The following is a 19417-nucleotide window of genomic DNA, read 5'->3' on the forward strand; positions in this document are numbered from 1 at the left end:
ATGGCCTGCGGCCACCCTTGACCGGCCGTCCCGACACGGAAAGACAGGACTGTCGGGAAGCCCCCAAAAGAACGGTCACCTGGGACAGATAGCTGCATGGGGCGGTCCGGGATGGGCGGCCTGGTTGCAGCCGCCTTGTCGGAGCAAGACCCCGACCAGACCCCCGGCAGGAACCGCCAGGAGTCGATAGCGCATCAAATCGCTACGCGCTCCTCGCGGATGGCGTCCGGCGTCCGTCTGGGGCTGGACATAAGCCGCCACAGATCGCTACGCGCTCCCGAGCGACGGCGTCCGCCACCCGTCTGGGGCTGGTCATAAGCCGCCACAGATCGCTACGCGCTCCCGAGCAAGGGCGTCCGCCACCCGTCTGGGGCTGGTCATAAGCCGCCACAGATCGCTACGCGCTCCCGAGCAAAGGCGTCCGCCACCCGTCTGGGGCTGGACATAAGCCGCCACAGATCGCTACGCGCTCCCGAGCGAGGGCGTCCGGCGCCCGTCTGGGGCTGGACATAAGCCGCCACCGGTTTGGTCGGCGCCTGGGGTGAGTGGGCGTTGGCCAGCCGAGTGTGAGTTGGGCTCAAGCCGCCACAGACGGGCGCCGGACGCTGAGAGATGAGGAGCGCGTAGCGATTTGACGCGCCCCCGCTCCCGACCCCCATCTGACCGCTGTCTGGTGACGGGTGGCTGTCCCCGCGCCCCCGGCACCCTTCAGATGGTGCTCAGGCCGGGCCGGAACAGCCCCCAGGGCATCAGCCCGCCCCTCCCCGGCCGCCCCGCACAAGTACTTGTCCCCAGGTGACCGTTCTTTTGGGGGCTTCCCGACAGTCCTGTCTTTCCGTGTCGGGACGGCCGGTCAAGGGTGGCCGCAGGCCATCGCGAAGCGACGCGACCGCAGGGAGCGCCCTTGAGGGGCCGGCCCGACACGGAGAGACGATGGGACTGACGGGAAACCCCCAAACCTTCTCTGATCGGGTCCCACTGGCACAGGCCCCCAGGCCCCCGCCCAGCCTTCAAGATCCCGTCCCACCGGTACAGGCCCCCCAAGCCCCGCCCCGCCTCCAAGATCCCGCCCGGCCGAAGCCGCCCCACCCGCGCCCGGACCCCGCCCGCCTCGGCCCGCCCCGCCCCCGCCCCGCCCCCACAAGCCGCCCCGGCCCGCCCCTCACAAGTACTCGCGGGCGAACTCCACCGCCCATTCCACCGCCGCCACCGGGACGGTGCCCGACTGGGGGTCGATGGCGAGGCGGGCGCCCTCCCAGCCTTCGCCGTGTTCGCGGAAGATCGCGAAGGCGTCGGTGCCGGTACCTTTGCGGTTCGTCACCAGGAACTCGATCACCCGGTCGTCACCGTCCGTGCCCACGGTGGTGATCGTCATGTCGCCGACTACGAACTCCACTGCTCGCGCCCTTCGCTCGCTGATGTCCGGGACCAGCCGCCCGGCTCCCGCCCGGCTCCCGCCTGATCCACGACGCCCAGCCTCGCCGCCGGGGCGGTCTTGCGCATGAGTGCGCGTACTCATGCCGCGTACTCAGCGGAGGCAGTCCGCCGGCCCGGGTTCCCGCGCGCGGCGCCCGGGGTGACGAGCGCAACATCGGGCGTTCCGGCGCCGTGTGCGTGCACCCGTTCCGCAGGCCGGAGCGCGGGCCGGCCCCGGATTCCAAGGAGGGACCCGGCCACCACCCTCCCATCGCGCGAACCAGGACATATCCCTCCTGGCATCCGGCACCCAAATGGCAGGGCGAGCCCGCACCCGGCCCCGTAAGCTCCCGTCATGCAGGTGATCCAGTCAACGAAACTCGCCAATGTCTGTTACGAGATCCGCGGCCCCGTGCTCGAAGAGGCGATGCGGCTCGAAGCAGCAGGTCATCGCATCCTCAAGCTCAACACCGGCAACCCCGCGGCCTTCGGCTTCGAGTGCCCCCCGGAGATCCTTGAGGACATGCTCCGCAACCTGGGCAACGCCCACGGCTACGGAGACGCGAAGGGGCTGCTCTCCGCGCGCCGCGCGGTCATGCAGCACTACCAGACCAAGGGCATCGAGCTGGACGTCGAGGACATCTACCTCGGCAACGGCGTCTCCGAGCTGATCCAGATGTCGATGCAGGCGCTGCTCGACGACGGCGACGAGGTGCTGGTCCCGGCGCCGGACTACCCGCTGTGGACCGCCTCCGTCTCGCTCGCGGGCGGCACGGCCGTGCACTACCGCTGCGACGAGCAGGCCGACTGGATGCCGGACCTCGCGGACATCGAGCGCAAGGTCACCGACCGCACCCGCGCGATCGTGATCATCAACCCGAACAACCCGACCGGCGCCGTCTACGACGACGAGATGCTGCGCGGGCTGACGGACATCGCGCGCCGCCACAACCTGGTCGTCTGCTCGGACGAGATCTACGACCGGATCCTGTACGACGGAGCGACACACACGAACACCGCCGCCATCGCGCCGGACCTGCTGACCCTCACGTTCAACGGGCTGTCCAAGAACTACCGCGTCGCCGGTTACCGGGCCGGCTGGATGGCGGTCTGCGGCCCCAAGAAGAACGCCTCGTCGTACATCGAGGGCCTGACGATCCTGGCCAACATGCGCCTGTGCGCGAACATGCCCTCGCAGCACGCGGTCGCCACCGCCCTCGGCGGCCGGCAGTCGATCAACGACCTGGTGCTCCCCGGCGGGCGGCTGCTGGAGCAGCGCGACACGGCGTACGAGCTGCTCACCCAGATCCCCGGCATCACCTGCGTGAAGCCCCGGGGCGCCCTGTACCTCTTCCCGAAGCTCGACCCCTCCGTCTACAAGATCAAGGACGACCGGCAGATGGTCCTCGACCTGCTGCGGGCCGAGAAGATCATGGTGGTGCACGGTACGGGCTTCAACTGGCCCGAGCCCGATCACTTCCGGATCGTGACGCTGCCGAACGCGAAGGACCTGGCGGACGCCGTGACCCGGATCGGGAAGTTCCTCGACGGGTACGGCCAGCCGTAGGGCGCAGCCGTCGCGGCCGCGCCTCGCGTGCGGGTCGAGCATTACCGGATCCAGCTCAACTTTAGAACGAATCCAATGTAGGATGGTCTCCTGACCCCACGCAGGAGGCCTCCTCATGTACGAGCCGAGCCGCAGCAAGCCGGTCGTCCACCGCATGGGCGCCGCCACCCCCGACTACCCGCACCGCAGCCGCGGCGAAGCCCTGGACATCCAGCTCGCCGGGCACCTCGCGGCACTGCTCGCGGTCACCGACGAGCTCGGGCTCGACGGGGCCTCCGACGCGATCGCCGCGCAGGTGACGCGGTTGCGCGGGGCCGAGCCCGCGCGTGCGCCGCAGGGCGGGCCGAGCGGGGACACCGCCGTCCTGCACCACCGTGCGCACGACCTCGCCGCCCGCGCGCTCCTCGTGGCCGCGTCCCGCGCCGACACCACCGTCGCGATCCTCGCCGCCGAGCGCATGGACGCGCACTCCGCCGCCCTCGACGCCCTCGACCTGGCCGGCGCCCACTGACGGCCCCGGTCCGGGGCCGCGGAGGCTCCGGACCGGGTGCCATGTTCCCTGCGGGAAGCCCGGCGGACCACAGCGCGGGGCACGCGCGACCCCGCACCCTGCGACCCCGCGACCTGCACCCCGCGCAGCCCCGGGACCAGGCCAGGCCGATGAGAAGCCCTACGGCTCCGCCGTGAAGGCCGCCGCCGCGACTCCGCACCACGGGACCGTCGCGATCGGCCACACCGGGCCGACCGCCTCCCCCGACTCGGTGGCCCCCGGAGCCACGCCCGGGATCTTGACCAGGGCCTGCGCGGCCCGCTGCGCCGGGTCCGGCTGCGCCGTCTCGCGGAACTCGACCGTGACCACGTAGGCGCCGAGCCCCTCGGGCCTGCCCGCGGCCGTCACCCCCGCGACCACCCGGCGGCTCGCCGGGTCGATCCGGCACGCGGTGACCCGTACGTCCTCCACCGCGGCCCGCGGCGGCGGCGCCGGCGGATCGCCTCCGCTGGCCCACACGTACAGGCCCAGCGGGGCGAACACCAGCAGTCCGGCCAGCACCACCAGACCGACCAGCCAGCCCTGCCACTTCAACGCGCTCACGCCCATGGCACGATCCTCCCGGGCGGCCGCCCCGCCCACCAGCACCCACGGGCTCACACAGCATTTCGAAGTGGGACCGCCTGGCCACCTGACGTTCATTCAACTCGTCGCGGAATGTGGGTTTCCGCGAGCACGCTGCACCTCGTGAGACGCATCCTAGGAATCGTCCTGGGCCTCCTCCTCGTAGGCGGCGTGATCTACGTCGTCCTCTTCCAGGGGCAGGACTCAGCAACCACGGCAACGAAGACCGTGCGTGGCGTCATCGGCTCGGAGAAGTCCGAATTCTTCCGCGACCCCGACGTCGTCAAGGCCCTTGCGAACAAGGGCTACACCGTGAAGACCGAGACCTCGGGCTCCTGGGCGATGGACCAACTCGCCCTCAAGGAGTTCGACTTCGCCTTCCCCAGCAGCAGTGAACCCGCCAAGGAGATCGAGGTCGCGGCCGGCCTCAAGGGCGCCCAGACCACCAAGCCCTTCTTCTCCCCGCTCGTCGTCATCGCCCGCACCAACGCCGCCCAGGTGCTCGCCGCCAACGGGCTGGCGAAGATGAACGGGAAGAACTCCGGGACCCTCCTCATGGGCCCCTTCCTCAAGGCCGCCGCCGAGGACCGCACCTGGCAGCAGCTGTCCGGCTCCGCCGCCCACTCCGAGCTGACCGGCACCGTGTTCGTCAAGACCACCGACCCGGCCACCTCCAATTCCGGCGCCCTCTTCCTGGCCGCCACCTCCAACGTCGCGAACAGCAACAACGTCGTCGCCGACGACGCCGGGATCACGCGCACCGCGCCGCTGCTGCGCAAGCTCATCTCGGTCCAGGGCGCCCTGGAACCCAGCACCGACGACCCCTTCCGGGCCTTCATCAGCGGCAGCGGCGAGCCGCTCATCCTGGTGTACGAGTCCCAGGTGGCCGCCCTGCTGCTGCAGAAGCAGGAGCCGGGCGACATGGTCGTCCTCTACCCGGACACCACGGTCAACACCGCGCACACCTTCGTCCCGCTCGGCGACAAGGCCCAGGAGCTCGGCTCCCTCCTCGCCACCGACCCGAAGCTGCGCGAGCTGGCCCTGCGCCACGGCTTCCGCCCGCAGGACGGCGTGCCCGAGTTCACCGCCGCGACCGCCCCGCACGCCGCGTACCTCAACCCGGGACTGACCGGCATCCGCCAGGTCGGCACACCCACCGTCAAGATCCTGATGGCGCTGGCCGAGCGCTCCAAGGCCCAGGGGGACACGCCATGACACCGACACCGACCGCCGGCGGGGAAGACGCCCCGCTCGTCCTCACCCCGCCCGACCCCGTCGCCCCGGTCCGCCGGGAGCAGGCCTCCGGCCTCGTCCCGCTCCAGGACGGCGTCCGCGAGGAGATGGCCCGCCGGGCCGGGGAGTACGTCGGCGGGCTCGCCGGGATCGACAGCCGCTCCCCGGAGTTCGCGCAGCGCATAGGCGAGATCGCCGGGCTGGGCTCCGCCGACATCCGCAGCGCCGCCCAGCAGTCCAACCGGATGCTGGAGCGGGCCGTGCGCTCCCTCGGCTCCGGCGAGGGCGGCGACGCCCAGGCCCGCGTCGCCGGGTCGCTGGTCGAGCTGCGGCGCACCGTCGAGGACCTCGATCCGCGGGAGGCGCCCGCCAAGGGGGCCCGCAAGCTGCTCGCGAAGCTGCCGGGCGGCAACAGGTTCCGCGACCACGTGGCGAAGTACGCGTCCTCGCAGGCCACCCTCAACAAGATCGTGGGCGCGCTGCGCGGAGGCCAGGACGAGCTGCGCCGCGACAACGCGGCCCTGCACACCGAGCGGGCCCGCCTGTGGGAGACGATGGGCAAGCTCCAGGAGTACGCGGTCCTCACCGAGGCCCTGGACGCGGCCGTCGAGCGGCGGATCGCCGAGGCCGGGCACACCGACCCGCAGCGGGCCGACGCGATGCGCGCGGACGTGCTCTTCCCGGTGCGGCAGAAACACCAGGACCTGCTGACGCAGCTGGCCGTCTGCGCGCAGGGCTATCTGGCCATGGACGTGGTCCGGCGCAACAACGACGAGCTGATCAAGGGTGTGGACCGGGCCGCCACCACGACCGTGTCGGCGCTGCGTATCGCGGTCATGCTGGCCTCGGCGCTCGACAACCAGCGCAAGGTCGTAGAGCAGGTCAACGCCCTCAAGGGCACGACCGAGGAGCTGATCCGGGGCAACGCGGAGATGCTGTCCACGCAGAGCGGCGAGATCCAGCGGATCGCGGCCGATCCGGCGGTGGGCGCGGAGACCCTGCGGACGGCGTTCGCGCAGATCTACAAGACGCTCGACGCGATCGACACCTTCAAGGTGCAGGCCACGGAGAACATGGCCGCGACCGTGGAGTCCCTGGCCGGGGAGCTGCAGACCGCGTCGGCGTACCTCGCGCGGACGCGGACCGCCAGTGCGCTTGAGGGGGGTGCGCTGTGAGGCGGCCGCTGCGCGGAGCCGGTTCCCGCCCCGCCCCTTCCCGGAACTGGGGCTCCGCCCCAGACCCCGCGCCTCAATCGCCGGCGAGGCTGAATGGTGCTCGGCGAGGCTGGATCGGCTTCGCGCTGGCCGTGCTCACCGCCGCGACGGCGTGTACCGCCGAGCCCGAGAGGTCCGCCGAGCCCGAGAAGTCCGTGTACAAGGAGGGCACCCTGCGGGTACTGGCCTCCAGTGAGCTGGCCGACCTGGAGCCGGTGCTGGCGCAGGCCAAGAAGGCCACGGGGGTGACGGTCCAGCTGACCTGGTCCGGGACGCTGGACGCGGCCGAGCAGGTCGCCTCCGGGAAGGCGGACGGGAAGTACGACGCGATCTGGCTGTCGTCCAACGACTACCTGCGGCTGCGTCCCGAGGCGGCCGGGAAGCTCGCCAACGAGACCCCGGTGATGTCCTCCCCGGTCGCGCTCGGCGTCAAGCCGGAGGCGGTGGCCCGGCTCGGCTGGAAGCCCGAGGAGGTGACCTGGTCGGCGGTGCACGAGGCCGTGGCCGGGGGGAAGCTGACGTACGGGATGACCGACCCGGTGCGCTCCAACTCGGGCTTCTCCGCCCTGGTGTCGGTGGCCTCGGGCCTGTCGGGCGCGCAGGCCGCGCTGACCGACGCGGACGTGAAGGCGGCCTCGCCGCGGCTGAAGGAGTTCTTCTCCGGGCAGAAGCTGACCTCGGGCTCCTCCGGCTGGCTGGTGTCGGCGTACGCCAAGCGCGGGGACGTGGACGCGCTGGTGAACTACGAGTCGGTGCTGCTGTCCATGAACCGCGACGCCAAGGCCCCGCTGACGGTGATCCGGCCGCGCGACGGGGTGGTCACCGCGCACTATCCGCTGACCCTGCTGACGTCGGCCCCGGCCGGGGCCCGTGAGTCGGGGCGGGCGCTGACGGAGTACCTGCGCGGCGCCGGGGCCCAGAAGGCGATCACCGAGCAGACCTTCCGCCGCCCGGTGGCGGCCGGGGTGGCTCCGGCGGCCGGGCTGGACGCTTCGATGCGGCGCGAGCTGCCCTTCCCCGGTTCACGTTCGGTGGCGGACGGGCTGCTGGCCTCGTACGAGAACGAGCTGCGCCGGCCTTCGCGGACGGTGTACGTGCTGGACACCTCGGGTTCGATGGCCGAGGAGGACCGTATCGGACGACTGAAGTCGGCGCTGACCGACCTGACGGGGAGCGGGAGTTCGGGGACCGGGGAGCGCTTCCGGGACCGCGAGGAGGTGACGCTCCTGCCGTTCGGGTCCAAGGTGAAGAAGGTTCGGACGCACGTCGTCGAGCCGGGCAATCCGGGGCCGGCGCTGGATGCGGTGCGCGCCGATGTGCAGTCGCTGGCGCCGGAGGGGGGTACGGCGGTCTACAGCAGTCTGGAGGCGGCGTACGAACACCTCGGCAAGGGCGGTACGGACGCCTTCACCTCGATCGTGCTGATGACGGACGGGGAGAACACGGAGGGCGTGGGGGCCGGGCACTTCGACTCCTTCTACGCCGCGCTGCCCGAGGCGCAGAAGCACACGCCGGTCTTCGCGGTGCTGTTCGGCGACTCGGACCGCAAGGAGATCACCCACATCACCGAACTGACCGGCGGGCGCCTCTTCGACGCCACCGGCGGGAACGGTTCGCTGAACGGAGCATTCGAGGAGATCCGTGGCTACCAGTAGATCCGGAATGGTCCTCGGCTACCTGGAGTCGAAGAAGAACCTGGCCGGTTCGGCCTGCGGCGTGGCCGGGGTGGGTCTGACCCTGGCCGGGGCGGGCGGCGCGTACTGGCCGGTGGTGGTCGCCGGGCTGTACGGGGCGGGCGCGCTGATCGCCCCGCCGGAGCGGGCGGCGCCGCCGCCCTTCGATCCGCGCGAGGAACTCGGCGTACTGCGCGACGACTTCGCGCGGCTGCGGGAGTACCTGGCCGAGGTGGAGCTGCCGTCGGGGGCCGGGGACACGCTGGGGGTGCTGCTGGAGCTGTACGGGGCGCTGCTGGCGCCGGGTTGGGTGGCCGATGTGCTGGCCACCGAGCCGGAGGCGGTGCACGCGCTGTCGCGGGGGATCCGGCAGGACGTGCCGGAGTGCGTGGACGCGTACAACCGGACGCGCTGGTGGAACCGGATGGCGCCGGGCGGCGAGTCGCCGGAGCGGCACCTGGAGCGGCAGTTGGCGGTCCTGGTCGAGGAGGCGCGAAGCGTGACGGCGGACCTCCACGAGGTGGAGGCCCGCCGTCAGCAGACGCACACGACCTACCTGGAGGAGCGAGGACGCTCCTGAGGTCGGTCATGTGCTGCGGTGGGAACCGCTTGGTCGGGGGCTCCCACAGCGGTGGGCGCCGCTTGGTCGGGGGCTCCCACGTTCATTGGCCCTTGTTCAGGGCGCGGCCTGGCTCAGCCCAGGCGCTCGACGAGCGCGTGGTACTGGTCCCACAGCTCCTTGGGAGTGTGGTCGCCGTAGGTGTTGAGGTGCTCGGGGACCAGGGCGGCCTCCTCGCGCCAGACCTCCTTGTCGACGGTGAGGAGGAAGTCCAGGTCGGCGGCCGGGAGGTCCAGGCCGTCGGTGTCGAGGGACTCCACGGTCGGCAGGACGCCGATGGGGGTCTCGACGCCTGCGGCGGTGCCGTCGAGGCGGCCGACGATCCACTTCAGGACGCGGCTGTTCTCGCCGAAGCCGGGCCACACGAACTTGCCCGCGTCGTTCTTGCGGAACCAGTTCACGTAGTAGATCTTCGGGAGCTTGGACTGGTCCTTGCCCTTGGCCACGTCGATCCAGTGGCCCATGTAGTCGCCCATGTTGTAGCCGCAGAACGGCAGCATGGCGAAGGGGTCGCGGCGCAGTTCGCCGACCTTGCCCTCGGCGGCGGCGGTCTTCTCGGAGGCGATGTTCGAGCCGATGAAGACGCCGTGGTTCCAGTCGAAGGACTCGGTGACCAGCGGCACGGCGGAGGCGCGGCGGCCGCCGAAGAGGATCGCGGAGATCGGGACGCCCTTGGGGTCCTCCCACTCGGGGGCGATCGTCGGGCACTGGGAGGCGGGGACGGCGAAGCGGGCGTTGGGGTGGGCCGCCGGGGTCTCGCTCTCCGGGGTCCAGTCGTTGCCCTTCCAGTCGATGAGGTGCGCGGGCGCCTCTTCGGTCATGCCCTCCCACCAGACGTCGGAGCCGTCCGGGGTGAGCGCGACGTTGGTGAAGACGGTGTTGGCGTACATGGTCTTCATGGCGTTGGCGTTGGTGTGCTCGCCGGTGCCGGGGGCGACGCCGAAGAAGCCGGCCTCGGGGTTGATCGCGTAGAGGCGACCGTCCTCGCCGAAGCGCATCCAGGCGATGTCGTCGCCGACGGTCTCGACGGTCCAGCCGGGGATCGTGGGCTCCAGCATGGCCAGGTTGGTCTTGCCGCAGGCGCTCGGGAACGCGGCGGCGATGTACCTGGGCTCCTCGGACTCGCCCTGCGGCGGGGTGAGCTTGAGGATCAGCATGTGCTCGGCGAGCCAGCCCTCGTCGCGGGCCATGACGGAGGCGATGCGCAGGGCGTAGCACTTCTTCCCGAGCAGGGCGTTGCCGCCGTAGCCGGATCCGTAGGACCAGATCTCGCGGGTCTCGGGGAAGTGGGAGATGTACTTGGTGGTGTTGCACGGCCACGGGACGTCGGCCTGGCCTTCGGCGAGCGGAGCGCCGAGGGTGTGGACGGCCTTGACGAAGAAGCCGTCGGTGCCGAGTTCGTCCAGGACGGCCTTGCCCATGCGGGTCATGGTGCGCATGGCGACGGCGACGTAGGCGGAGTCGGTGATCTCGACGCCGATCGCGGAGAGCTCGGAGCCGAGGGGGCCCATGCAGAAGGGGACGACGTACATCGTCCGGCCCTTCATGGAGCCGCGGAAGATGCCTTCGCCGCCGGCGAAGATCTCCTTCATCTCGGAAGGAGCCTTCCAGTGGTTGGTCGGGCCCGCGTCCTCCTCCTTCTCGGAGCAGATGAAGGTCCGGTCCTCGACGCGCGCGACGTCGGACGGGTCGGAGGCGGCGTAGTACGAGTTCGGGCGCTTCGTCTCGTCGAGCTTCTTGAACGTTCCCTTGGCGACGAGCTCCTCGCACAGGCGCTCGTACTCGCTCTCGGAGCCGTCGCACCAGACGACGCGGTCCGGCTGGGTGAGGGCTGCGATCTCGTCCACCCAGGAGATCAGCTCCTGGTGGGTCGTCGGGATGGTGGGAGCCGCGTTGTCGCGCGCCACGATTGCTCCTTGTTGAGGGGTTTGTTTGGTGTTGCCCCGTGGGGGCTGCGACCCGGACGCTTCGCGCTCCGCTCATCCGGTGCCGACCGCACTCATCTGATCATCCGGTGGATGTGCGCATATGTCCAGAGGGCCTCTCACGTGAGCATCGCCACTCGCGTCAATCTTCCGTAAAGAGGACCAACAGAAACCTACGGACCCGTAGGTAGCATGTGTGCCATGACTTCTGACGCCGCCGCCGTCCCGGCCGCCGAGTCCAATCCGGTCGTCGAGGCGGCCGAGGCCGTCGAGTCCGCCCTGGAGGCCAAGCCCCTCCTGCGCGGCTGGCTCCACCTGGGGATGTTCCCCGCGGTGCTCGTCGCGGGCCTCGTCCTCATGGCCTTCACCGACTCGACCCGGGCCCGCGTGGCCTGCGGGGTGTACATCCTCACGGCCTGCCTGCTCTTCGGGGTCAGCGCCGTCTACCACCGCGGCACCTGGGGCCCGCGCGGGGAAGCCATCCTGCGGCGGCTCGACCACGCCAACATCTTCCTGATCATCGCGGGTACCTACACCCCGCTGACCGTCCTGCTGCTGCCGCCCTCCACCGGGCGGACCCTGCTGTGGGCGGTGTGGATCGCCGCAGCGGCGGGCATCGCCTTCCGGGTCTTCTGGGTCGGCGCCCCGCGCTGGCTCTACACCCCCTGCTACATCGCGATGGGCTGGGCCGCGGTCTTCTTCCTGCCCGACTTCATGCGCACCGGCGGCATCGCCGTCCTGGTCCTGGTGATCGTCGGCGGTCTGCTGTACAGCGCGGGAGGGGTCATCTACGGCATGAAGCGCCCCAACCCCTCCCCCCGCTTCTTCGGCTTCCACGAGGTCTTCCACTCACTGACCCTCGCCGCCTTCGTGGCCCACTACGTCGGCATCTCGCTCGCCGCCTACCAGCACGCGTAGGTTCCTGCTGCCCATCGGGTCCGGGGCGCGGCACCCCCGGATGCCTCCCTGGGGTTTCCCCGCCGGGCTCGCCGGGCGCTCCCGATCGACACCGCGACAGGGCTGGGGGAGCATGGAAGTGATGCGCGCACGTGGTCGTGGGCGGGGCCAGGGGGTGGGGAGGACGTACCCCGAAGGAGAGGTTCCCAGCCATGAACCGTCAGCAACGCCGTGCCCTGTTCGCTCCCTGCATGGTGTCCGCGCTCGTGCTCACGCCGGCCACCGCCGCCACGGCCGCTGGCTCCGGTGTCCCGGCCCGTGCACCCGCGGCCGCCTGCGCCCTCGTCAAGGGCGAACCCGCCGCGGACGGCAAGGCCACCTTCGACCTGAAACTCTCCGGGTTCCAGGGCGGTGCCCGGGTGACGATCACCGGACCCGGGCTGAAGACGGACGCCCGCGTGGCCTCCAACGGCAGGTACGTGGACGAGAACGTCAAGCACGGCGACTACACGGTCAAGGAGAGGAACCGGAACACGCCGGCCCTCAGGTGCACCAAGGTCCCCGCGGAAGCGGACAAGCCGCCCGCGCCGAAGACGGCCGATGTCACGGGCGCCACCGCAACGCAGACGACCAAGACCGGCAAGGTTCCCTGCATCATCTTCAGCCCGGAGCTTCCGGTGAAATTCGTGGGCACCATCACCGCGGCCACCGCCGGCGACGTCAAGTACCGCTGGACCTTGAGCAACGGCAAGGTCTCCGGTGTGCTCACCTTGAACTTCGCCCAGCCGGGGACCAAGGACGTCCCTGTCCATGAATGGACGCCCACCGGCCTGGTCAAGACGGGCGACCAGCTCAGCGGCTGGGGACAGATCAGCATCATCGGCGACGAAACGAAGTCCAACCGCGCCGAGTTCAGCATGACGTGCGTCACCCCCGGCCAGCCGTGAACGCGGCCGGGACCGGCTCCTCTCCGGGGCCGGTCCCGACCTGTCCCCTCTCCTGTCCCGCTACCCGCAGGCGTAGCCGTCGCGGTCCGGGTCCAGGCGCAGCGGGTCGCTGCCGTTCACCTTCATGCGCTTCGGGTACTGGTGGGCGGCCAGCCACTCGCAGCGCGCCTTCGTCGTCTCCTTCACCTCCGCCGGGAAGCGGGTCGGCACGCACAGGTTGACCGAGCCGTAGTGCCGGTCGCAGCCGGCCACGCTGGGCGCCACGGGTACGGAGTCCCGCTTGGCCGGGTTCTTCTTCGGCGCCCCCAGCTCGTCGGCGAAGGTGTGCTGGTGCGCGGAGGGCTGCTCGCCCGCCTTCGCCAGGGCCGGGGCCCCGCCCACGTGCACCCATTTCGCGACCGACGGGACACCGTTCGCGTCGACCGCGAAGAGCATGTACCAGCCGGGCGGCGCGAGGTTCGGATTGCTGGTGACGTTCAGGTCGATCGTGTTGCCGTTCACGGTCATCGGCAGGTCCACGAACCGCTGATTGGGGTCCGAGGAGTGGGTGACGGCCGCCGGACGGATCAGCTCCGCCTTGGCGACGGGCCGGTCGACGGTGATCCGCTGCGTGTCCCCGTACACCCACTGCGTGTCGATCACCGAAGTGATCTGCGGGCGCGGCCCCTTGAAGAGGTAGGGCGGGGTGTAGATCGACACGTTGTGGTTGTACGTGCCGTTGCCCGGGTTGTCGCCGACCGACATCACCCGGCCGTCGGGCATCAGGAACGACGCCGAGTGGTAGGTCCGCGGGATCGGGTCGGCGGCCAGCCCCGGCTGGTAGGTGTTGGTCACCGGATCGAAGAACGAGGCCTCGAACACCGGGTCCGCCCGGTCGTGGAGGGCGCCGCCGGTCTCCAGCACCTTGCCGTCCGGCAGCAGCACGGCGGACACGTACATCTTGCCCTCGGCCCCCGTCTGCGGCCGCTTGCCCGCGCCCTGGTCGACCAGGCCGAGCGGGATGTCCGGGCCGGCCGTGTAGGCGGGGCTCGGCTGCTTCAGGTCGATGATGTCGGTGATCCGGTTCGCCGCCGGGTTGGTCTCGTTGTTGCCGCCGCCGATGGTCAGGACCCGCTGGTCCTGCGCCGGGGGCAGCAGCACGCTCGCCGACTCGTCGCGCTGGTCCTTGTTGCGCAGGCCGGGCACGTCGGTGATCGTGTTGGCGTCGTAGTCGTAGACGGAGGCGCCGGTGCCCGGGGTGCCGTTGCCGAAGGTGTGGCTGCCCGAGTAGAAGAGCCGCCCGTCCTGCATCAGGATCATCGACGGGTACAGACCCCAGTACGACCAGGTCTGGTTGACCTCGTTCATCGGCAGCCACTTGTTCTGCGCCGCCGAGAACTTCTCCGCGGTCACGTTGCCCGTCGAGTCCTCCTTCAGCCCGCCGAAGGAGATGACGTCACCGTTGCCGAGGATCGTCGCCGACGGGTACCAGTGCCCGCCGTTCATGTCGTTCGTCTTCGTGTACGCCTCGGTGGCCGGGTCGAAGACGTAGCTGTCCTTCAGCCCCTGGTAGCCGACCGTGCCGTCGGCGGACGGGTACCCCTTGTTGCCGCTCATCACCAGCACCCGCCCGTCGGACAGCTGCACGTGGCCCGAGCAGAACATGTCCACCGGCGTCGGGATCGTCTTGAACGAACCGTTCGCCGGATCGTAGACGGCCGAGGTGAAGGTGCCCGCGTTGAACTGGGCGATGTCGTTGCCCGAGCCGGCGATCAGCAGCACCTTGCCGTTCTTCAGCACGACGGCGTGCATCGAACGCACCGGGTTCTTGGCCGGGATCACCTCCCACTTGCCCTTGGCACACTCCTCCGCCGTACCCGAACAGGCCGGCTGCGGCGGCGCCCCGCCCACCTCCTCCAGCGCGTAGTCGTCCGAGGTGAGCGTGCCCACCCCGTAGACCGACAGCCCCCACGCGATCTTGTCGGTATTGGGCGGGACCACCGGCGTACGGACCTCCGTGCGCGCCCATCCGGCACTCACCGGCGGATTCTGCAGGTCGGTCCAGTACTGCCAGCCCGACGTGGTGTCCCGGCGGAACACGGTCACCGACACGTCAGGGGTGTTCGACTTGTACCAGGCGGACAGGTCGTACTGCTTGCCCGGCGTGACCGTCGGGGCGCAGGCGGTGCTCTCGGTGACCAGGGCCTTGCGGTCGCCGTCGACGCGGCGGGTGAGGGAGACCTTCATCGCCTTGGTGCCCGTGTGCGCGTCGGCGACGGTGGCGAAGGTGAAGTCGTTGTCGCCCCAGCCGGATTTGGACCAGCAGGAAGGCATGTCGGAGCCGGGCGCGCCCGCGCTCTCGAACCCGGGATTGGTGAGCAGATTGGGCGGTCCGGCCGTGGCCTGCTGCGGTGCGGTGAGCAGCAGGCCCGCGGTCATCGCCCCGACGGCAAGCAGGGCGGCCCGCCGCCCGGCCCTCCGCCGGATCTTCAGACGCATGGACAAGTTCCCTTCTGTGCGGCTCAACTCCTGGTGTGACGTCCCGCGGTGCGCGGTTTGCGCGGCAGGTAGACGAGGGCCTCGGTCGCCGCGAACCGCAGGACGAAGGTGGTGACCAGCGCGAGGGCGGTGGCGGGCAGCACGGCCATGCCGAACTGGGCGACGAACACCGCGATCAGCGGGATGCGCAGCACCAGATCGGCGTTGGCGAGCAGCGCGAACCGGCCGATCCGGTCCGCCCAGTGGCGGTGCCGGCGGCGGTCACGGAAGAGCAGGACCTCGATGAGGACGAAGTTCCACAGCACCCCGGCCTGGTTGGCGACGATCTCCGCGGGCAGGTAGTGCATCCCTGCGCCCATGAGCAGCCAGAGCGCGGCCAGGTTCGGGACGAAGCCGGAGAGCCCGATCAGTCCGAAGCCGGCCATGCGGGCCAGCGGGTGGGCGGAGCGCAGCGCGGCGAGGTGGGCCAGGAAGCGCAGGCCCTCGCGGGCGGTGGACTTGGACTCGCCGGAGTAGCGGTCCTGGAAGACGAACGGCACTTCGGCGACCTCGGCGGGGCGGCAGCGTACCGCCAGCTCCAGCAGGATCTTGTAGCCGAGGGGGCGCAGGGCGTCCGCGGTGACCACGGAGCGGCGCATGGCGAAGAAGCCGCTCATCGGGTCACTGATACCGCGCAGGGCGCGCGGGAAAAGGCCCTTGGCCAGCCAGGTCGCGCCGCGCGAGACGGCGATCCGGTAGCCCCCGGCCAGCCCTGCGCGGCTGCCGCCGCTGATGTAGCGGGAGGCGACGACCAGGTCGGCGCCGGTGCGTATCCCCTCGCCGACGAGTTCGGGCACGAGGTGGGGCGGGTGCTGGAGGTCGGCGTCCATGACGACGATCCAGTCGGTGGCGGCCCGTTGGACGCCCTCGACGACGGCTCCGCCGAGGCCGCCCTCCGCGTCTGCGCGGTGCAGGACGGCCACCGGGAAGGGGCAGTTGGCGGCGGCCTTCTCGATGACGGCGGGGGTGTCGTCCGTGGAGTCGTCCACGAACAGCACCTCGCAGGGCAGATGGGCGGGGAGCGCCTCGCCGAGCCGCCGCAGCAGCTCCGGCACGTTCCCGGCCTCGTTGAAGGTCGGGACGATGAGGGTGACGCTGCCGGGGGCCGCGCCGGCGGCCGGGTCCAGCTCCGCCGGAATCACAAGCTCCGGATCGTTCGGGGCAGGGGGTGACCACACGTCTTCGCTCATGGTGGTTCAGCTCCCACTCTCGCGGTCGGTCCGGCGGATCTCGATGCGGTCCTCGCCCGAGCCGAAGACGGCGACGGCCGTCGAGTGCTCCAGCGCCGCCTTCACGTTCGGCAGGTCCACCGCGTCGCGCCGGACCGTGGGCGAGGAGACCACGTAGTCGATGTCCCGCCAGCCGCGCGGCAGGGTCTTGGTGACGGCGGGGTCGAGGTCCGCCTTGTAGAACCAGATGGCGCCGAGGCCCGGCTCGAAGCCGCGGTGCACGGCGTCCAGCCAGAGCGCGTCGTCCACCAGGACCCGGGTGCTCCCCGGGTCGGCGACCTCGCTGCCGAGCCAGGCCGCGGCCTGCCGGTACGGGCCGTTCGCGTCCACCGTGAGCGCGGTGCGGTTGCCTTCGTACCAGCGCGGCAGGACGTACACCGCGGCGGCCGCGGCGAGTACGCAGACCAGCGCCCGGCGCCCGTACACCAGCTTCCTGCCCTCCCCCGGCGTGCGGCGGCGGCGCAGCACGGCGTGCGCGATGCTGGCCGCGCCCCCGGCGAGGACGAGGGCGAGGAAGGGCAGCGCCTGGATCACGTACATCGCGGGGAGGTAGCCGGAGGGCCGCATCGCCACGAGCGCGAGGATGACGGCGGCGAGCGCGGGACCGGCGAGCGCGCGGGCGGTGACGGACCAGCGGAGGGTGACCAGCAGCAGGACGGCGCCGGCCAGTCCGCCGAGCGGCAGGACCGTGTCGTAGTAGAGCCAGCTGCGGAACACGCCGTGCGAACCGGAACCGGGGTCGAGGATGAAGCCGGAGCCCTCGCGGCCCATCTGGTAGGTGATGCCGTCGATCAGCGAGACGTGCCCGGCGCCGGGCAGCAGTTCCCCGTTGAGCAGCGCGAACAGCGGGTACGTGAGCCCGATCAGCGCGCAGGCGGTGATGGCTCCGGTGACGGCGAACTTGCGGGTGTCGCGGTGGCTGTGGCGCCACATCGTCACCAGCAGCGCCGGGAGCACCACCAGCATCGTCTCCTTGGTCAGCACGGCGGTGGCGGCCGCGAGTCCCGACCCGAAGTGGTGCCACAGGTGGCGGCTGGGCGACGCGGCGAGGCAGAAGGCCAGCAGGATCCACATCACCGCGAGGTTGTCGAGGAAGATCTCCCGCTGGAGCACGACGGAGAGCGGGGAGAGCCCGAACAGGGCCATGGCCAGCCCGGCGGCCCAGCGCGGCAGCCACAGCCGGCGCGCGAGGACGTACATCAGCACGGAGCTCGCCGCGGAGACGAGCAGCATCGCGAACCGCATCGTGGCGACGGTCATCGACTCGGGCACGAAGAGGGACGGGAGGTACGTCAGCCCCGCGACCTGGATCCAGCCGAGCGGCGGGTGGTCGTACCAGTAGGTGTAGTGGGCGAGGCCGTCGCCCTGCTGGACGGCCCACGCCTGGGCGAGGTAGGTGCCCTCGTCGTCGCTCAGCGTCGGGAAGTTGGTGATGTTCCAGCCCTGTACGAGGACGATCGCGAGCAGCAGCGCGCCGCACAGCAGCAGGTCCGGGCGGGAGGAGCGGAAGCGGACGAGCGGACGGGCGGGCGCGGACTGCGGGACGCCGGAGCCGCTGCCGCCACTGCCGCCGCGCTGGGCGGGGACGCGGGGCGCGGTGGCGGTGGCGGTCCCGCCGGGCCGGGGATGGGGATCAGTGGCCGTGGGCAGGGTGGCGGTCACTGGCGGCTGTCCTCTCGGTTCGCGGTGGACGTGGTGGACGTGGTGGACCTGGCGGGCGCGGGCAGGGACGCGGTGGCGGGCGCGGACCCGGCGGAGGCTCCGTCCAGGGCGGGGGCGGGGGCGGTGGCCCCGGTGAGGTGGGCGCCGGTGTGGCTGGTCAGTTCCCACTCGTTGCGGCCGCGCTGCTCGCGCCAGACGGCGCGGATCGCGGCGCCCGCGAGCATCACCTGGTAGAAGGGGCCGCCGACCACGAGCTTGAGGTAGTGCACGAAGCGGACGCGCAGGCCGTACTGGCGGCCGAAGTCGTGCAGGCCCACGATCTCGAAGACGAAGGTCACCATCGCCGTGATCATGGGGAGGAAGGTGATGATCGCGATCCCGACGGGCACGTCGAGGAAGACGGCGACGGCGAAGTTGAGCGGGATGATCACCCCGGAGGCGGCCTGCATGAAGGGGGTCATCAGCGTGTAGCGGGCGAGCCAGCGCTGGCCGCGGCCCGGCAGCTGCTGCCAGTCCTTCTTCCGGTACACCTGGAGGAAGCCCTGGTTCCAGCGGGTGCGCTGCTTGAGCAGGCTCATCAGCGAGCCGGGGGTCTCCTCGCGGGTGACCATGTCGGAGTCGTACGCGACGACCACCTTCTTGCCGACCGACGACAGCCGCACCCCCAGGTCGCAGTCCTCGGCCAGGCAGTTCTGGTCCCAGCCGCCCGCCTCGCGCAGCACCTCGGTGCGGACGAAGACGGTGTTGCCGCCGAGCGGGATGAAGCCCTTCTCGGCGTGCAGGTGCAGCCGGGAGCGGAACCAGAAGAAGTACTCCAGGCAGTTGCGCAGGCTGTACCAGCTGGAGTGGAAGTTGATGAGCTGGACCCCGCCCTGGACCACGTCGGCGCCGGTGGAGCGGAAGGCGTGGTCGACGTGGGCGAGCAGCTCGGGATGGACCTGGTCCTCGGCGTCGAAGACTCCGACGATGTCGCCCCGGCAGGAGGGGAGGGCGGTGTTGAGGGCCTTGGGCTTGTTCTTGGTCTCGTGGGTGTCCACGACGACCCGGACCCTGGCCGGCTCGCGGGCCGCGGCCCGTTCGGCGACGGCGGCGGTCTCGGGGTCGTCGTGGCCGACGATCACGATGATCTCGTAGTCGGTGTGCGTGGATTCCAGCAGCCGGTCGATGGTGTGCTCCAGCACGGCCTGCTCGTGGCGGGCCGGAAGCAGCAGGGAGAACGCCAGCCGACCGCCCCCGTCGGGGCTGTCGAACCGGGTGGAGGCGAGCACCTCGGGTGTCCGCCAGGCATGCATCTGCCACCAGAGCGTGAAGGCGGCTATCCCGAAAAGCGCAAGCGAAATCACAGAAATGAACACAGAGGTGTACAAAGTGTGTCCCCCACAGACATGCCGCAACCCCAGGCGG

The 19417-nt window shown here is 70.9% G+C and carries 15 protein-coding genes; 8 read left to right on the forward strand and 7 right to left on the reverse strand.

From position 1 onward, the window contains the following. Window positions 1-1162: 1162 nt before the first annotated feature. Complete coding sequence (locus tag AB0D94_RS32950; RefSeq protein WP_362059733.1) at window positions 1163-1396, reverse strand: hypothetical protein; 234 nt, start codon at window positions 1394-1396, stop codon at window positions 1163-1165. A 375-nt stretch (window positions 1397-1771) separates the two neighbouring features. Between AB0D94_RS32950 and AB0D94_RS32955 the strand changes: the two genes are divergently transcribed. Both AB0D94_RS32955 and AB0D94_RS32960 read left to right on the forward strand, forming a co-directional pair. Continuing rightward, a complete protein-coding gene (locus tag AB0D94_RS32955; protein WP_362059736.1) occupies window positions 1772-2983 on the forward strand; it encodes a pyridoxal phosphate-dependent aminotransferase in 1212 nt (403 codons plus the stop codon). A 115-nt stretch (window positions 2984-3098) separates the two neighbouring features. Further along, window positions 3099-3494, forward strand: a complete 396-nt coding sequence (locus AB0D94_RS32960; protein ID WP_362059739.1) for a hypothetical protein — start codon at window positions 3099-3101, stop codon at window positions 3492-3494. Between the two features lie 159 nt (window positions 3495-3653). Here the strand turns inward: AB0D94_RS32960 and AB0D94_RS32965 are convergent, their stop codons facing one another. Continuing rightward, complete coding sequence (locus AB0D94_RS32965) at window positions 3654-4076, reverse strand: hypothetical protein (RefSeq protein WP_362059742.1); 423 nt, start codon at window positions 4074-4076, stop codon at window positions 3654-3656. A 144-nt stretch (window positions 4077-4220) separates the two neighbouring features. On the opposite strand from AB0D94_RS32965, the gene AB0D94_RS32970 reads away from it, so the two are divergent. The 4 genes from AB0D94_RS32970 to AB0D94_RS32985 all read left to right on the forward strand — a co-directional run bounded on the left by AB0D94_RS32970 (window position 4221) and on the right by AB0D94_RS32985 (window position 8797). Then, a complete protein-coding gene (locus AB0D94_RS32970; protein ID WP_362059745.1) occupies window positions 4221-5312 on the forward strand; it encodes a hypothetical protein in 1092 nt (363 codons plus the stop codon). After that, the gene (locus AB0D94_RS32975) at window positions 5309-6505 is read left to right on the forward strand and encodes a toxic anion resistance protein (RefSeq protein ID WP_362059748.1); all 1197 of its coding nucleotides are present in this window, start codon (window positions 5309-5311) and stop codon (window positions 6503-6505) included. The genes AB0D94_RS32970 and AB0D94_RS32975 overlap by 4 nt, the downstream gene beginning before the upstream one ends. 131 nt (window positions 6506-6636) lie before the next feature. Beyond that, window positions 6637-8199 (forward strand): VWA domain-containing protein, encoded by a 1563-nt coding sequence (locus AB0D94_RS32980; RefSeq protein ID WP_362059751.1) that lies wholly within the window; start codon window positions 6637-6639, stop codon window positions 8197-8199. Then, a complete protein-coding gene (locus AB0D94_RS32985; protein WP_362059754.1) occupies window positions 8186-8797 on the forward strand; it encodes a hypothetical protein in 612 nt (203 codons plus the stop codon). Before AB0D94_RS32980 ends, AB0D94_RS32985 begins: the two co-directional genes overlap by 14 nt. A gap of 113 nt (window positions 8798-8910) precedes the next feature. Here the strand turns inward: AB0D94_RS32985 and AB0D94_RS32990 are convergent, their stop codons facing one another. Continuing rightward, a complete protein-coding gene (locus AB0D94_RS32990) occupies window positions 8911-10743 on the reverse strand; it encodes a phosphoenolpyruvate carboxykinase (GTP) (RefSeq protein ID WP_362059757.1) in 1833 nt (610 codons plus the stop codon). A 219-nt stretch (window positions 10744-10962) separates the two neighbouring features. Between AB0D94_RS32990 and AB0D94_RS32995 the strand changes: the two genes are divergently transcribed. Both AB0D94_RS32995 and AB0D94_RS33000 read left to right on the forward strand, forming a co-directional pair. Next, complete coding sequence (locus AB0D94_RS32995; RefSeq protein ID WP_362059760.1) at window positions 10963-11679, forward strand: hemolysin III family protein; 717 nt, start codon at window positions 10963-10965, stop codon at window positions 11677-11679. Between the two features lie 191 nt (window positions 11680-11870). Next, complete coding sequence (locus AB0D94_RS33000; protein WP_362059763.1) at window positions 11871-12605, forward strand: hypothetical protein; 735 nt, start codon at window positions 11871-11873, stop codon at window positions 12603-12605. Between the two features lie 60 nt (window positions 12606-12665). Here AB0D94_RS33000 and AB0D94_RS33005 read toward each other — a convergent pair whose 3' ends face one another. The 4 genes from AB0D94_RS33005 to AB0D94_RS33020 all read right to left on the reverse strand — a co-directional run bounded on the left by AB0D94_RS33005 (window position 12666) and on the right by AB0D94_RS33020 (window position 19380). Next, window positions 12666-15083 carry a galactose oxidase-like domain-containing protein gene (locus tag AB0D94_RS33005; protein WP_362059766.1) on the reverse strand — a complete coding sequence of 806 codons (2418 nt, stop codon included), beginning with the start codon at window positions 15081-15083 and terminating at the stop codon, window positions 12666-12668. 23 nt (window positions 15084-15106) lie between these two features. Continuing rightward, window positions 15107-16312 (reverse strand): glycosyltransferase family 2 protein, encoded by a 1206-nt coding sequence (locus tag AB0D94_RS33010; RefSeq protein ID WP_362059769.1) that lies wholly within the window; start codon window positions 16310-16312, stop codon window positions 15107-15109. Window positions 16313-16318: 6 nt separating this feature from the next. Beyond that, the gene (locus tag AB0D94_RS33015; RefSeq protein ID WP_362059811.1) at window positions 16319-17839 is read right to left on the reverse strand and encodes a phospholipid carrier-dependent glycosyltransferase; all 1521 of its coding nucleotides are present in this window, start codon (window positions 17837-17839) and stop codon (window positions 16319-16321) included. A 170-nt stretch (window positions 17840-18009) separates the two neighbouring features. Continuing rightward, window positions 18010-19380 (reverse strand): glycosyltransferase, encoded by a 1371-nt coding sequence (locus AB0D94_RS33020; protein WP_362059772.1) that lies wholly within the window; start codon window positions 19378-19380, stop codon window positions 18010-18012. Between the last annotated feature and the right edge of the window lie 37 nt (window positions 19381-19417).

Origin of the sequence: Streptomyces sp. NPDC048255 (assembly GCF_040652415.1) — a bacterium.
Taxonomy (GTDB): Bacteria; Actinomycetota; Actinomycetes; order Streptomycetales; family Streptomycetaceae; genus Streptomyces.

Bases quoted from the DNA above. Each gene is read 5' to 3' on its own strand.
- AB0D94_RS32955 (WP_362059736.1), top strand. From the start codon at position 1,772: ATGCAGGTGATCCAGTCAACGAAACTCGCCAATGTCTGTTACGAGATC.
- AB0D94_RS32960 (WP_362059739.1), top strand. From the start codon at position 3,099: ATGTACGAGCCGAGCCGCAGCAAGCCGGTCGTCCACCGCATGGGCGCC.
- AB0D94_RS32975 (WP_362059748.1), top strand. From the start codon at position 5,309: ATGACACCGACACCGACCGCCGGCGGGGAAGACGCCCCGCTCGTCCTC.
- AB0D94_RS32995 (WP_362059760.1), top strand. From the start codon at position 10,963: ATGACTTCTGACGCCGCCGCCGTCCCGGCCGCCGAGTCCAATCCGGTC.
- AB0D94_RS33000 (WP_362059763.1), top strand. From the start codon at position 11,871: ATGAACCGTCAGCAACGCCGTGCCCTGTTCGCTCCCTGCATGGTGTCC.
- AB0D94_RS33005 (WP_362059766.1), bottom strand. From the start codon at position 15,083: ATGCGTCTGAAGATCCGGCGGAGGGCCGGGCGGCGGGCCGCCCTGCTT.
- AB0D94_RS33010 (WP_362059769.1), bottom strand. From the start codon at position 16,312: ATGAGCGAAGACGTGTGGTCACCCCCTGCCCCGAACGATCCGGAGCTT.